General features: G+C 65.8%; 15 protein-coding genes and 1 pseudogene. 11 read left to right on the forward strand and 5 right to left on the reverse strand.

All coding sequences use genetic code 11. The annotated features are described in order from the left end of the window. From NDY25_RS17795 to NDY25_RS17805, 3 genes are all read right to left on the reverse strand, one after another. Positions 1-252 (reverse strand): WGR domain-containing protein, encoded by a 252-nt coding sequence (locus NDY25_RS17795; RefSeq protein WP_043889344.1) that lies wholly within the window; start codon positions 250-252, stop codon positions 1-3. A 179-nt stretch (positions 253-431) separates the two neighbouring features. Further along, positions 432-1544, reverse strand: coding sequence for a 3-dehydroquinate synthase (aroB, locus tag NDY25_RS17800; RefSeq protein WP_168959331.1), 1113 nt, complete (start codon positions 1542-1544; stop codon positions 432-434). Then, the gene (locus NDY25_RS17805) at positions 1541-2083 is read right to left on the reverse strand and encodes a shikimate kinase (protein ID WP_043889342.1); all 543 of its coding nucleotides are present in this window, start codon (positions 2081-2083) and stop codon (positions 1541-1543) included. The genes aroB and NDY25_RS17805 overlap by 4 nt, the downstream gene beginning before the upstream one ends. Positions 2084-2289: 206 nt before the next feature. Between NDY25_RS17805 and pdxH the strand changes: the two genes are divergently transcribed. From pdxH to NDY25_RS17850, 9 genes are all read left to right on the forward strand, one after another. Continuing rightward, positions 2290-2889 carry a pyridoxamine 5'-phosphate oxidase gene (pdxH, locus tag NDY25_RS17810; RefSeq protein ID WP_233366631.1) on the forward strand — a complete coding sequence of 200 codons (600 nt, stop codon included), beginning with the start codon at positions 2290-2292 and terminating at the stop codon, positions 2887-2889. Continuing rightward, a complete protein-coding gene (gene aac(6'), locus NDY25_RS17815) occupies positions 2886-3356 on the forward strand; it encodes an aminoglycoside 6'-N-acetyltransferase (RefSeq protein ID WP_168959329.1) in 471 nt (156 codons plus the stop codon). The genes pdxH and aac(6') overlap by 4 nt, the downstream gene beginning before the upstream one ends. Before the next feature lie 126 nt (positions 3357-3482). Beyond that, positions 3483-3899 carry a YjfI family protein gene (locus NDY25_RS17820; protein WP_006449074.1) on the forward strand — a complete coding sequence of 139 codons (417 nt, stop codon included), beginning with the start codon at positions 3483-3485 and terminating at the stop codon, positions 3897-3899. Between the two features lie 18 nt (positions 3900-3917). Beyond that, complete coding sequence (locus NDY25_RS17825) at positions 3918-4682, forward strand: PspA/IM30 family protein (protein ID WP_256628012.1); 765 nt, start codon at positions 3918-3920, stop codon at positions 4680-4682. Positions 4683-4707: 25 nt separating this feature from the next. Next, positions 4708-5790: a potassium channel family protein gene (locus NDY25_RS17830; protein WP_168959327.1), complete on the forward strand. Its 1083-nt coding sequence runs from the start codon at positions 4708-4710 to the stop codon at positions 5788-5790. Next, positions 5787-6464 (forward strand): YjfK family protein, encoded by a 678-nt coding sequence (locus tag NDY25_RS17835; protein ID WP_168959326.1) that lies wholly within the window; start codon positions 5787-5789, stop codon positions 6462-6464. Before NDY25_RS17830 ends, NDY25_RS17835 begins: the two co-directional genes overlap by 4 nt. A 37-nt stretch (positions 6465-6501) precedes the next feature. Then, positions 6502-6906, forward strand: coding sequence for a DUF350 domain-containing protein (locus tag NDY25_RS17840; RefSeq protein ID WP_006449070.1), 405 nt, complete (start codon positions 6502-6504; stop codon positions 6904-6906). Positions 6907-6918: 12 nt separating this feature from the next. Continuing rightward, the gene (locus tag NDY25_RS17845) at positions 6919-7497 is read left to right on the forward strand and encodes a DUF1190 domain-containing protein (protein WP_006449069.1); all 579 of its coding nucleotides are present in this window, start codon (positions 6919-6921) and stop codon (positions 7495-7497) included. Between the two features lies 1 nt (position 7498). Then, positions 7499-8665, forward strand: coding sequence for a glutathionylspermidine synthase family protein (locus NDY25_RS17850; RefSeq protein WP_168959324.1), 1167 nt, complete (start codon positions 7499-7501; stop codon positions 8663-8665). Between the two features lie 402 nt (positions 8666-9067). Here the strand turns inward: NDY25_RS17850 and NDY25_RS17855 are convergent. Further along, positions 9068-10417 (reverse strand): annotated as a pseudogene (locus tag NDY25_RS17855) (MFS transporter); the annotation flags it as partial. A gap of 112 nt (positions 10418-10529) precedes the next feature. Between NDY25_RS17855 and soxR the strand changes: the two are divergent. Together soxR and NDY25_RS17865 are read left to right on the forward strand one after the other, a co-directional pair. After that, complete coding sequence (soxR, locus tag NDY25_RS17860) at positions 10530-10976, forward strand: redox-sensitive transcriptional activator SoxR (RefSeq protein WP_168959348.1); 447 nt, start codon at positions 10530-10532, stop codon at positions 10974-10976. A gap of 593 nt (positions 10977-11569) precedes the next feature. Further along, the gene (locus NDY25_RS17865; protein WP_168959322.1) at positions 11570-13576 is read left to right on the forward strand and encodes a M1 family metallopeptidase; all 2007 of its coding nucleotides are present in this window, start codon (positions 11570-11572) and stop codon (positions 13574-13576) included. On the opposite strand, the gene NDY25_RS17870 is transcribed toward NDY25_RS17865, so the two are convergent. After that, entirely contained in the window at positions 13573-13926 is a 354-nt protein-coding gene (locus tag NDY25_RS17870; protein WP_233366627.1) for a hypothetical protein, read from the reverse strand. The genes NDY25_RS17865 and NDY25_RS17870 overlap by 4 nt on opposite strands. Positions 13927-14337 lie beyond the last annotated feature (411 nt).

Here is a 14337-nt window from a genome sequence, read left to right on the forward strand (position 1 = left end):
TCAGCGCGGCGCGTCGGCGCCGCCGGTGATGAGTTGGAAGCCGCGTTTGAGTTGGGTGTCGCGTGCCTTGTCGAAGGCCCGGTCCGCTTCGTCCTGCAGCAGGTATTGGTCGCGTCGCAGCTGCGAGCGTCCACCGATCTCGCCGCTCTCGCGCAGCAGCTCCCAGCCACCGAACAGATCCGGTTGCAGGGTCAGCTGGACATAACGCAGCGGCGCATTGCCGCCGGGATCGTGTTGCAAGTGGATACGCATGGCGCCGATTGTAGCCGGGCGGTGCTGAAGGCTGGGAGGCAGGGATTGGGGCGTGGGGATTCGGGATTGGATAAGGCCGTCCGTAGCGTGCCTGGCGTGGCAGCATGGGTGCGAACTGCGCTGCGTTTTCCGGGATGTTGGATCGCGCTTGCTGCCGCAGCCGGCCAACCGCGTACGCCTCAGCTCGCCAGAATCTCCAGCACCGCCGCCTCGTCCACATCGGGAACCACCTCGGCCTTGCCGATGCCGCGCCACAACACCAGGCGCAGGCGGCCGGCGATGTTCTTCTTGTCCAGACGCATACGCCCCAGCAGCGCTTCCGGCGACAGGCCGGCCGGGATCTCGGTGGGCAGGTCGAAGTCGTGCAGCAGGGCGCGCAGTGCCTCGGTGTCCTGCGCAGTGCTCATGCCCAGCGCGGTCGAGAGCCGTGCGGCCAGCACCATGCCCACCGCCACGGCTTCACCATGGTTGAGGTTGTCGTTGCCGGGCGCGCCGTAGCCTTGTTCGGTCTCGATCGCGTGGCCGAAGGTGTGGCCCAGGTTGAGCAGAGCGCGCTCGCCTTTTTCCAGCGGATCGCGCGCCACGATCTCGGCCTTGTGCTCGCAGCTGCGCGCAATGGCCTGGGCTAGCGCGGCGGCGTCGCTGTCCAGCAGTGCGCGGCGTTCGGCATGCAGCCACTGGAAGAACAACGGGTCGCGGATGGCGCCGTACTTGATCACCTCGGCCAGACCCGCACGTAGCTCGCGCGGTGGCAGGGTGCGCAGGGTGTCGGTGTCGGCAATCACCGCGCGTGGTGGATGGAACGCGCCGACCAGGTTCTTGCCCTGCGGGATATCCACCGCAGTCTTGCCGCCGACCGAGGAATCCACCATCGCCAGCAGGCTGGTGGGCAACTGCACGCAGTCCACCCCGCGCATCCAGCAAGCCGCTGCGAAGCCGGCCAGATCGCCGACCACGCCGCCGCCGAGTGCGAACACGCAGGCGTCGCGGGTGGCGCCCAATTCGGCCAGCGCGGCGATCGCAGCGCCGAAGTTATCCAGCGTCTTGGAGGCTTCGCCGGCGGCGATCACCAGCTCGCCGAGCTGCAGGTCCGGGCGCGCCCCCAACAGTGCGCTGCGCACTGCGGCGGCGTAGTGCGGGGCCACCTGCGAGTCGCTGAGCAGCAGCACGTGGCGGCCGCGCACATGGCTGGCCAGGCGTGCGCCATCGGCCAGCAGGCCGGGCGCGATGGTGATGGTGTAGGGCTGCGCGCCGTCGACATCGACGCTGCGCGAGGAACGGGGAAGTGTCATGCGGGGGTACTCGACATGCGCCATTGCGCGGCCAGGCGCAGCACCAGCTGCGCGGTGGCCTCGGCGGGGGAAAAATGGTCGGTTTCCAGGCTGAGGTCGGCGACCTCCTGGTACAGCGGGGTGCGCTGCGCGGCCATCGCGTGCAGCACCTGCTCGCGGTCGGCGCGCTGCAACAGCGGGCGATTGCGGTCGCGCGCCAGCCGCGTCAACTGCGCCGGCACGCTCACGTGCAGATAGACCACAAAGCCGCGCTCGCGGATGCGTTGGCGGTTGAGCGGATCCAGCACTGCGCCGCCACCGGTGGAAATCAACTTGTTGTCCTGCTCCAGCAGTGCCTGCAGGGTTTCGAGTTCGTGCTGGCGAAACCGCGCTTCGCCGTGCTGTTCGAAAATGGCCGGGATGCTCTTGCCCGCCTGCTCGACGATGGCCTGATCCACATCGACGAACTCCAGCCCGAAGCGCTCGGCCAGACGACGGCCGATGCAGCTTTTTCCGGCGCCCATCGGGCCGACCATCACGAGATTGGGAGCGGGGTTCATGCGCAGGGATCGTAGCATTCACGCCCGCGCGCCGGGCCGATTGACGCGGCCTGAAACCATTCGTGCGGTGTGACTTGCGACTGCGTGCCTCGGCATCGACACCTGCCGCCGCCGCAGGCAGACCGATGGCTGCGACAGTGCGGACATAGGCGAAGCACATGCGATGCGCCCACAATAGGCGCCAATCTTGCTGCCCACGCACCGTCATGACCGATCTGTACGCAGAAGCCCTTGCCACCTTCACCGCGTTGTATGCCGAGGCACAGAACAGCGCCGAACTGGAAGCCAGCGCGATGACCGTGGCCACCGCCAGCGTGGACGGCCGGCCGAGCGCGCGCACCGTGTTGCTCAAGGCCTTCGATACGCGCGGCTTCGTGTTCTATACCCATCTGGACAGCGCCAAGGGCCGCGATCTGCAGACCCATCCGCAGGCGGCATTGCTGTTTCTGTGGCGCAGCCTGCGCGAGGCTGGCATCCAGGTGCGCATCGAAGGTGGCGTGCAGTTGGTGAGTGCGGACGAATCCGATGCCTACTTCGCCTCGCGCCCGCGCATGAGCCAGATCGGCGCCTGGGCGTCGCTGCAGTCGCAGACGCTGGGCTCGCGCGAGGAGTTCGATGCGGCCATCGCCAAGGTCGAGGCCACGTTCGAGGGCCGCGAGGTGCCGCGCCCGGATGGCTGGGGCGGGTTCCGGGTGGTGCCGCAGGCGTTCGAGTTCTGGTACGGCGCCAAGTTTCGCCTGCACGAGCGCTGGCGCTACGAGGCCGATGCGGCCAGCCGCTGGAGCAAGCGGATGCTGTATCCGTGAGCGCGCCAGCCGGGTGGCAGGTGCGCGCGGCGGTCAGCGCCGATGCGCAGGCCTTGCTGGCCTTGCGCCTGGCCTTGTGGCCGGATGCCGACGATGGCGTCGCCGACGACAGCGTCGCCGAACTGCAGGCCGCGCTGGCGCAATCAGATGCCAGCCACCTGCTGGTGGTGGACGACGCGGATACGGCGCTGGGGTTTGCCGAGGTGTCGGTGCGCCACGAGTACGTCAATGGCACCGAAAGCACGCCGGTGGGCTTTCTGGAAGGATGGTATGTGATTCCTGCCTGGCGCGGCCGCGGGCTCGGTCGTGCGCTGGTGGCAGCGGCGGTCGCGTGGACGCGTGATCAGGGCTGCGCAGAGCTGGCCTCCGATGCGCGGCTGGAAGACAGCGGCGCCCAGGCGGCGCATGCGGCGTGCGGCTTCGAGCCAACTGAACGGGTGGTCTGCTTCCGCCTGCAGCTGGCCTGACCAGCTGACTTCCGGCCCTTTCTGCCGGTTGCGGACAGTCTGTAGTATGTCCGCCCATTGCATGAGCATTGCTGCATCACCGCAGCTGCTCGACCACCGCTGCATGACCAAAGGACAGGACATCGTATGACGCAGTACACCACTGTCGAATTGCACGGCCTGCTGGCCGAGCGCTACCGCGACCAGCCGATCGAGGTCGAGCTGATCGACGGGCTGGAACCGGCCATCAACCTCACCCTGGCCGACCACGGCGACATGCAGATCCAGGTCGCCGCCTCCGGCTCGCAGGTGTTCGTTTCCACGCTGCTGGCCAATGCCGACCAGGTCAGCGACCGCGCCGCCTTCAACGACGCCTGCCTGCGGCTCAATCCGCTCAACCCCTTGTCCAACCTGGGTCTGGTGCAGGTCGACGGCAAGGACAGCTACGTGGTCTTTGGCGAGCTGTCGGCGTCTTCCACGCTCGACCAGATCGACGAGGAAATCCAGACCCTGGCGGCCAATACGCTGGATGCCGCCGAATCTCTCAAGCCGTACTTTTCCTAAAGGCGTGTTGTCGCGAGTATCTTTTCAAAGCTGATCACGCTGCTGCGTGGCACTGCACACGAAACCGGCCAGAAGGCGGTCGACGCCAATGCGCTGCGCATCCTGGACCAGGAAATGCGCGATGCCGGCGCCCAGCTCACGCGTTCGCGCGAAGAGCTGACCAAGCTGATGGCACAGAGCAAGCTGGCCCAGCAGAAGATCGACGCGCGCGCCGGCAAGATGGCCGAATACACGCGTTATATCGAAGGTGCGCTGGCCAAGGGCGACGAATCGCTGGCCCACGATGTGGCGACAAAGCTCGCCGCGCTGGAAAGCGAGGACGCCGGCGACAAGGCCTCCAAGACGGCGCTGGACCAGTCGGTGGTGACGCTCAAGGCCACCATCCAGAAGACCGAAAACCAGCTGCGCGGCATGCGCCAGCAGATCGATACGGTCAAGGCCACCGACGCGGTGCAAAAGGCGCAGGCGGCGATTGCCGCGCGGCATTCCGGTGCCAGCAGCAAGATGGGCTCGGCGCTGGAATCGCTGGAGCGGATCAAGGCGCGTCAGGCCGAGACTTCTGCACGCATCGAATCGGCCGAAGAACTCGAATCGTCCAGCGGCGACGGCGATCTGAATCGGCGTCTGGCCGCGGCCGGGTTGATGGAAGGCGAGTCCAACGCCGCCGCGGTGCTGGCACGCTTCAAGAAGCCGGCCCAACTCGGCCACGACACCGCCAGCGGCACCGCGCCGCTGATCGGCCAGGTGCGCGACGTGCAGCAGGTTCCGCGCAGCGACGGCTGATCCACCGCACGGCACAGGACGCGCCATGATCATTGTCGGACGGTTGTTCCGGGTACTGCGGCGCCATGTGCGCCGCGTCAGCTGGGGCCTGGTGGCGCTGGCGCTGCTGGCCCACATGGGCATGAGTTGGGCGTTGTTGGTGATGGCTGGCGAGCACAAGCTCGTCGGCCTGGACGCGTTTCCGTACTACTACATGACCACCGCCACCACCATCGGCTATGGCGACCTGTCGCCGGGCTCGGTGGCCGGGCGTTATATCGCCGCGTTCGTGTTGATGCCGGGCGCGGTGGCGCTGTTCGCCACGGTGCTGGCCAAGACCAGCGGCGTGCTCATCACTTTCTGGAGGCGCCACTACATGGGCAAGATGGCTTACGCCGATCTGCGCGGGCACACCATTCTGATCGGCTGGCAGGGCGCTGCCTCCGCGCGTTTGCTGGAACTGTTGCTCTCGGACACCGCCACCGACGACGAAGGCGTGGTGCTGATCGCCGAGGGCGTGGCCGAGAACCCGATGCCAGACCACATGCGCTTCATCGCCGCCGAGTCGTACACGCACACGGACGTGTATCTGCGTGCGGGCATCGCGGGCGCGGCGCGGGTGATCGTCAACCCGCCGTCCGACGATCAGACCCTGGCGGCGGTGTTCGCGCTGATGGCGCATGCGCCGCGTGCGCACATCGTGGCGCACTTCGATTCGGGCAGCGCCGCGCGGCTGGTCAATTGCCACTATCCGGCCATCGAATGCACCCGTCCGATGACCGCCGAGATCCTGGCGCGCGCTGCGCAGGATCCGGGCAGTGCGGCGATCACTGCCGAGCTGCTGTCGGTGGACGATGGCCCCACCCAGTTCAGCCTTGCGGTTCCGGCCGATGCAGGCCCGCTGGATTACCGCGTCGTGGCGGCCGACTTCAGCCAGCGCGGCGCCTTGTTGCTGGGCCTGCGCGCGCCCGATGGTGCGTTGCGGTTGAACCCGCCCGCACACACCGCTGTGGCGGCCGGTGCCATGCTGTATTACCTGGCCGAGCAGCGCGTGCCTGCGCACGCCATCGCATGGCACGCTCTGCGCACTGCCGCCGTTCCCCATTCCCCATCGCCACAAGGTGCATGACGATGAGTTTTTTCAGCAAGTTGTTCGGTCAACCACAACCGCCCGCGGCGGCCACCTCCGGCACCGGCGCGATCGGCCACACACTTCCGTTGGGCCTGCGTGTCGGTGGCCAGGTGGAGATCGACACCACCCTGTATCGCATGGCGCCGGAGGCCATGACCGCCGAGCTGCCGGGCGGCCATCAAGGCATCCCGTGCTATGGCCACGTCAATCTGGGCGATGGGTATTCCCTGCATCGTTTCTACCTGGACGACGATGCGTTCTTGCAGGTCACCACGGTGGGCGGCGATCTGGAGGCGATGAAGGCCTTTGTGTACTGCGAGACGGTCAACCCGCCCAGCAAGCAGGCGTTTCAGGAGTTCGTGATGCAGCACCCGCATCTGGGTGCTGCGCAGATCGACTACGCCGGCAAACGTTGGGAGCGCGCCACCCAGTCCACCGACGATGCCGCGCGGATCCCGCCGATCGCCTACGACGAGGTGCTGTACCGCTATCAGCCGCCGCGCCGCGACGGCGATCTGACGCATTACGCCATGCTCTACAGCCGCGATGTGCCGGAGCTGCAGCGCGAGGAATTCCTGCTGGTCACCGGCGAGGATTCCGGCCCCAACGAATTCTGCGTCACCTATGCAGTCGGCATCGATGTCACCGTCGCCGATCTGGATATCACCTGAGCGTGCGCGCTCGTCTTCCACTTACCTTGGTCCTGTCATGAACCCGATCAACCTGCAGAGTTTTCTCGCGTTTCTTTCCTACTTCGGCACCGGCCTGGGCGTGTTGATCGTCGCGGTGGTGCTGGTGACCCTGGTCACCCCGCACAAGGATTTCACCTTGCTGCGGCAAGGCAACGTGGCTGCGGCCACCGCGCTGGCCGGCAACTTCATCGGTGTGGCGTTGCCGCTGCATTCGGCCATCACCCACTCGGTGAGCCTGGTCGATGCGTTGATCTGGGGCGCGGTCGCCTGCGGGATCCAGATCGTGGCGTATCTGCTGGCCAACGTGGTGGCCGGGCGCATTTCGCGGCAGATCACCGACAACGTCGCTGCGGCAGGCATCTTTTCGGCTGGCGTGTCGATCGCGGTCGGGCTGATCAATGCTGCGGCGATCACGCCGTAACGGAGTACAGGCATGAAGCGCTCACGCAATCTCAAGCTCACCTTGATGGCCGCCTTGCCGGCCGCCCTCGTCACCGGTTGTGGTTCTGAACCAGAGACAGGTGTAGTGCTGCAGTCGGCCTCCGACTGCTACCAGATCAAGCAGGAACAGACCGACATCCAGCAATGCCTCAAGGCCTACGACGAGGCGGTGGCCAAGCACCAGCAGGCCGCACCGCGCTTCAATTCGCGCTACGAGTGCGATGCGCAGTTCGGCAGTTGCACCGAGGTGCCGGGTCAGACCCAGGGCCAGCACAGCTGGATTCCGCCGATGGGCGGCTTCCTGCTCGGCTATGCGCTGGGCAACATGAGCGGTGGCGGCGGCTATCGCTACGGCGGCGCGATGCCGCTGTATCGCGATTACCGCAGCGGCGGTTACTACAAACCCAACGGCGATCTGGCCAGCAACCGTATCGGTACTGTGCGTGGGCGCAGTGGCGCCATCGACATGCCGTCGCGTGCGATCACCGTCTCGCGCTCGGGTTTCGGCTCCAGTGCGGCGGCGCGCAGTTCGTTCGGCAGCGGCGGGCGCAGTTCCGGATACGGCGGCTGACATGCAACGGATCGCACTTGCAGAACGTGCCGATTGGCGCGACCAGGCCGAGTCGCTCGGCTTCCATTTCCACACCATCGACGGCGAACCGTATTGGGACGAAAGCGCGTATTACGCGTTCTCGCTGCGCCAGATCGAGGACGACATCGAGGCGCCCACCCAGGAACTGCACGATATGGCGATGCAGTTGGTGGACGAGGTGGTGGGCTCGGAACAACTGATGACGCAGCTGGCGATCCCGCCGTTCTACTGGGACTGGATCGCCAACTCGTGGAAAGACCGCGACCCGCATCTTTACGGCCGCATGGATCTGGCCTATGCAGGCAACGGCCCGGCCAAGTTGTACGAACTCAATTACGACACGCCGACCTCGCTGTACGAATCGGCGTATTTCCAGTGGTTGTGGCTGGAGCAACAGATCGCCGCCGGCGTGCTGCCCAAGGGCACCGACCAGTACAACCTGATCCAGGATCTGCTGTGCGAAACCCTGGGCGCGTTGGCAGTGGATGGCGCGATCGGGCCGCAGATGCATTTTTCAGCGGTACGCGATTCGCTGGAGGATCGCGCCACGGTGCGGTATCTGCGCGATTGCGCGCACCAGGTGGGCATCAGCACCGAGGAAGTGGCCATCGAAGATATCGGCCTGAGCGCCGATGGCTGGTTCACCGATGAGCAAGACCGGGTGATCCATACGCTGTTCAAGCTCTACCCGCTGGAATTCATGATGGAAGAGCGCTTCGGGCCGGCATTGATTGCCAACCGTGTGCGCCTGATCGAGCCGGCATGGAAATCGGTGCTGAGCAACAAGGGCATCCTGCCGCTGCTGTGGGAGCGCCATCAAGGCCATCCCAATCTGCTGCCTGCACGCTTTGCGCAAGCCGGCGAAGCGCCGACGGCAGGCTGGGTGCGCAAGCCGCTGCTCTCGCGCGAGGGTGCCAATATCTCTCTGGTCACCGCACAGGGCGATGCTGCGCAGACCGATGGGCCGTATGTGGACGGGCCGGCGATTTTGCAGGCGCACCATCCGCTGCCGGTGTTCGACGGGCGGCATGCGCTGGTGGGCAGTTGGGTGGTGGCCGATCGCCCCGCCGGGCTGGGCATGCGCGACGACGATGGCCCGATCACCCGCGATACCTCGCGCTTCGTACCGCACGTGATCGTGGATTGATGCAGTAGTGAGTACGCATCGCCACCGCAAGGTGGCGGTGTTGCGTATTGCGATTGCCTCACCTGTGGCCGTTGGTGGGGTTCGCCGGTTACGTGGCTGCGCTTTGCGCAATGGTCACGCCCTGCACAGCGCAGACAACGCTCTTCATCGCCTTACACACGCCTTGGTTGCGCGCAAGCCCTGCACTGCAGGCCGCGCAGCGCAGGTTTTCCACACCCCCTGTGGATGGAAGTTGCACAAGGCTGTGGACAAGTGAGCGCAGGCCGCGGCCTGCAACGCTGTCAAGATGGGTGGCGAAAAATGACCAACCGCTCGCGGCGATGGTTTTCCGGTCGAGATTTGAACGATTTCGACAGGATCGGCAAAGTCGGTTGCACACCCATCACACCCGCCGTGCCGCAAAAAGCTCGCCGCCGCCAGCAGCCACGCCAATGCGAACACGCTCAGGTACGCAGCAGATGTTGCGGAGGCCAGCAGCGCGGCGAACAAGGCGCCGGCCAGCGCCAGCATGCCGGCCACCGCAATCGCTTCGCTCAATTGCAGTGCCGAGCTGTTCGCGCCTTGTTGCGCGGGTGGCGACAACGACAACGTCAACACCGACAGACTCGGATACAGCAGGCCCATGCCCAGGCCTGCCAGCGCCCAGCCGGCAATCGCCACCGGCACCGGAATGAGCGGCCACACCGCACCCGCACTGATCACGATGCCCAACGACATCAGCAGCGCACCAGTCTTGAGCAGGCGTGGGCGCGACCAGCCGGCGCGGCTATGGCCCTGATACCACGAGCCGCTGAACCAGCCCAGCGCACCCACGCTGAGCGCCACGCCGGCCAGCAGCGGCGAGAGGCCGCGTTCGCGCGACAGCAGCAACGGCAAGAACGCCTCGAACCCAAAGAAGGCCGCCGCCGCAATACCACGCAGCGCGATCACGCTGGGCAGGCCACGCGCCAGCCGCAGCGTGCCGGCCGGCAACAGGTGCCAGGCGCAGAACAGCGTGAGCAAGAGCGCTGGCGTCATCGCAAGCAACGCCAGCGCGCCGTGCAGTTGCCCGCCCAGATACACGCCGAGCACGCCCAAGGCCGCACCGATCGCCCAGCCGAACGCGGCGTTGGAGTCGGCGGACGGTTCGCCCGACCACGCGCGTCCGCGGATGGCCGGCCACAACATCAGCCCAGCCGGAATCGCCAGCAGCGGCACCGACAGAAACACCCAGCGCCATCCCACATGCTGCACGATCAGCCCGCTGATGCCTGGCCCGATCAACGAGGGCACCACCCAGCCGGCCGAAAACGCGGCAAACACGCGCGGCCGCAACGCTTCCGGATACAGCCGCCCGACGATGACGTACAGCGCCACCGAATACGCGCCGGCGCCCAGGCCTTGCAGCAAGCGCCCTGCGATGAGTAGCGGCATGCTCAGCGCCAACCCGGCGATCAACAGCCCGATCACAAAGCACAGCAGTCCCACACCCAGCGCGCCGCCCGGGCCGCGTCGGTCGCTCCAGCGCCCGGCGGCGGTCATGCCGACCACGCTGGTCGCCAAGGTGCCGCCGAAGGCCAGCGCGTACAGCGGCAGCCCGTTCAATTCGCGCGCCACGGTCGGCATGGCGGCAGCAACCGCCAGCGACTCGAAGGCATTGAGCGATACCAGCGCGACCATGCCCAGCGTTGCGGCGCGATACGGCGCGGCGAGAATGGAAGTGGGTTGCGTGGCGCCCAGTGGCGTGGCGGGCGTGGTGATTGCGGCGGGCATGTCGGTGGGCATCGAAGATCCAGGAACGAGCGTGAGCACAGCCATGACATCGGTACTTGCACCGGTCATGGCCGCGCAGCATCCTGCCTCAACCAAGGTTGAGGTCAAGGCAATGCAGCGTGAGTTGTCCGTGGGCGAAGTGGCCAAGCGCAGTGGCGTGGCGGTGTCGGCATTGCATTTCTACGAGCGCAAGGGCTTGATCCGCAGCCTGCGCACCACAGGCAACCAACGCCGTTATGCGCGCGATGTGTTGCGGCGGATTGCGGTGATCCGCGTGGCCCAGCGGCTTGGCGTGCCCTTGCAGCAGGTGCTGGAGGCGTTCTCGGTGTTGCCGGAGCAGCGCACGCCCACACGTGCGGAGTGGGCGCTTATGTCGGCGCGCTGGCGCGGGCAACTGGATGCGCGCATTAGCGAACTACAGGCGCTGCGCGACCAGCTTACCGACTGCATCGGCTGCGGGTGTCTGTCGCTGCGCCGCTGCCGGCTGAGCAATCCGGGCGACACCCTGGGCCACGACGGTGATGGGGCTTTGCGACTGGGCAGCTTGATTGCGGAATAAGAGTGGCTAACAAAACGTAGCGAGCGGGCGCGTGGCGGTGAGTCTGGTTTTGTCGGCCGCGTCTTGATGGATGCCGTCAGAAGTCCAGGTTAAACGCTGAGTGGATCGAGGGCGCGGCGCCCTCGCCGCTCGCGGGACACGCCGTGAACCCGTCCCTGGGGGCTCGGTGGCGGCATCCATGCGGCCACACGGTCCCGCAAGCGGCGAGGACACCGCACCAGAGAGTGAGTCGGTTGCTTTGAGAAGAGCTACGCACACCGACCATCTTGACTGGTCCTTGCCCGCCCACCGTCGCGGGACCTTACGCGGCATGGATGCCGCGTAAGAGCCTACATGGACGTACTTGCGGCGTGTCCCGCGATGGTGGGCGGGCAAGGGCCCCGCAGCCAATCAACAGACCAGCCGCTCTGCGGTAGTCAGGCATGGGTTAGTTTTGGTAGCCGCTCTCAGCATCACCGGCATGGCCGTCGCGTAGATCGTCGAGCGGAGCGCTGCTGCCGCGGAATCGTGTAGCGCCATCCGGGACCAATGGCATTCCCGCGCGCGGCGAGGCGCGCCGTAGGATGGGAGTCCCCCACGCCGCAGGATTTCGCATGACCCCCACCGTGCGCCGATCGCTTACCGTTGCACTGTCACTGGCGTGCGTTGCCGCGCCCGCACTTGCCGCTCCCGCACCAGCCAGTTCCGCAACCGCAGCACCCGCTCCGGCCAGCCATTTCGATCCGCTGGCCTTGTTTGCGCCACTGCAACTGCCCGATGCACCCAACGCCTACCGCAGCGGCAGCGGCGTACCCGGCCCGCTGTTCTGGCAGAACCGTGCGGATTACGACCTGAAGGCCAGCATCGACCCGGCGACCCACACGCTCACCGGCGAGGCGGCGATCCGTTACACCAACCGCAGCCCCGACACGCTGGACGTGCTGTGGCTGCAGCTGGACCAGAACATCTATCGCGCCGATGCGCGCGCTGCCGCCAGCCGGCCATCGCGCCGCACCCAGTTCACCGACGGCATGCAGATCGCCAGCATCGAGATCGACGATGGCGGGCGCCGTCAGCCAGCCCACTTCGTCGTCGACGACACCCGTCTGCGCGTGGACCTGCCGCAGCCGCTGGCCGGGCAGGGCAAGGCGCTGACCGTGCATATCCGCTACCGCTACACGATTCCCGGTACCTGGGGCGGGCGTACCGCGTTCAGTGCCAGCAAGCAGGGCGAGATCTACGAGATTGCGCAGTGGTATCCGCGCATGGCGGTGTATGACGATCTGCGCGGCTGGGACACGCAGCCGTATCTGGGCTCGGAGTTCTATCTGGAATACGGCGATTTCGATTACGCGGTGACCGTGCCGGAGGGCTTTCTGGTCGCCGGCTCCGGTGCGCTGACCAATCCGGCCGAGGTGCTCAGCCGCACCGAGCAGCAACGCCTGGAACAGGCACGCGGCAGCGATCGCACGGTGCTGATCCGCACGCCTGCCGAGGTGACTGCACGTGCGGCCAAGCCGACGGGCAAGGGCACCCAGACCTGGCGCTTCCATATGGACCACACCCGTGACGTGGCGTTTGCTGCATCGCCTGCGTTCGTCTGGGATGCCGCGCGCATCAAGCTGCCGGGAGGCAAGCAGTCGCTGGCGATGTCGGTGTATCCGCTGGAAGGTGTGGGCGCGGACAAGTGGAACCGCTCCACCGAATACGTCAAAGGTGCGATCGAACATTTCTCGCAGTGGTACCCGTATCCGTGGCCGGCCGCGATCAATCTGGGCGGTTATGGCGCGGGCATGGAGTATCCGGGCATCGTTTTCGATGGTTTCGAAGACAGCGGCAAGGAGTTGTTCTGGATCACCGCGCACGAGATCGGCCATACCTGGTTTCCGATGATCGTCGGTTCCAACGAACGTCGTCATGCGTTCATGGATGAAGGCTTCAATACCTTTATCGACGTGTACGCATCGGATGCCTTCAACAAGGGCGAATACGCGCCCAAGCGCGATTCGGAATATGCGCCCAAGGGTGGCAACCCGGTCGATGAAATCCTGCCGTTGCTGGCCGACACCAGCGCGCCGACGCTGATGGACAACGCCGATTCCACCAGCGAAAAATACCGCCATTCGCTGACTTACTTCAAAGGCGCGTTGGGGTTGGTGCTGTTGCGCGAGCAGATCCTGGGGCCGGAACGCTTCGATCCGGCCTTTCGCAAGTACATCGCCACCTGGGCCTACAAACATCCCACACCGTCGGATTTCTTCCGGCTGATGGAAAGCGAGAGCGGCGAAGACCTGGCCTGGTGGTGGCGCGGTTGGTATCTCAACAACTGGCAGCTGGATATGGGCATCAGCGCGGCGCATTACGTGGATCACGATCCTGCCAAGGGCGTGCAACTCACGCTGCGCAGCAGTCAGAAACTGGTGATGCCGGCCACCGTTCGCGTGGAGCTGGCCGACGGCAGCCACCTCGACCGTCGCGTGCCGGTGGAAACCTGGCTGCAGAACACCGCGCCCACGCTGACGCTGCCGACCACACAGAAAGTGCTGCATGTGCGACTGGATCCGGATCACGTGTTGCCCGATGCACAGCGGGGCGACAACCAGCTGGACGTGATCGGCTAGCGGCGCCGATGCAATCGTCCGCGCTGCAACGGCGCGGATGAGCGAAGTGCAGCACACGACAGAGGCATGCCGAATAACGGCGCAATCGATTTCAGCGATTGTGTCGTTTTTCGTATCTGCTTGCATGGCCATCGACCCTGCGCGTTGCTGTAGCGGATGTGCTCGCATGGTTGCGCGATGTTGTTGCCTTGCAGCGTCAACAGCGCCGTTGTGCCGCGCTTGCGTCGTGCGATCGCAGTAACACTTTGCGCAACTTTTGAAAGCGGCGTTGTGGCGATCATCGCCCCGGCATGAAGCGCCAATACCAAAGCGCAATCACTGCAGTCGCTGCTGATAACGCTTACAGCCACGGCAGGTCTGCGTATGCCGTACGGGCTCAAGCGCGCGTGTTGTTGAGTGTCTGGATGTGTCACCGCATGTTTGTTGCAACGCAGGGTGACAAGCACCGACACGCATGACTAGTCTGCGCCGCGTGGTAGCGCTATCACGCTTGATGGAGCGGTAGCAGCCGATTGAACGCCGTGGCGCACAGGGGCTGCGGCGGCAATAGATCCAAGGGTAGGGAAGGCAGTCGCAGGTGCTGTACAGATCGTCGCAGGCAGCGTCCGTCATGGACGTGGCACGCACACGGTCGGCATCAGGGGGATCCGCCGTTGGTTCGATGCGGGGGATCAGATGACGTTCTGCAACGGAAGGTATGTCGCGTGCCATGCAAGGCGCGTGGCCAGACAGTCGCCGCGTCGCATTCCGCGACCACGGCC

This window comes from Xanthomonas hortorum pv. pelargonii (assembly GCF_024499015.1).
In the GTDB taxonomy this organism is placed as follows: domain Bacteria; phylum Pseudomonadota; class Gammaproteobacteria; order Xanthomonadales; family Xanthomonadaceae; genus Xanthomonas; species Xanthomonas hortorum_B.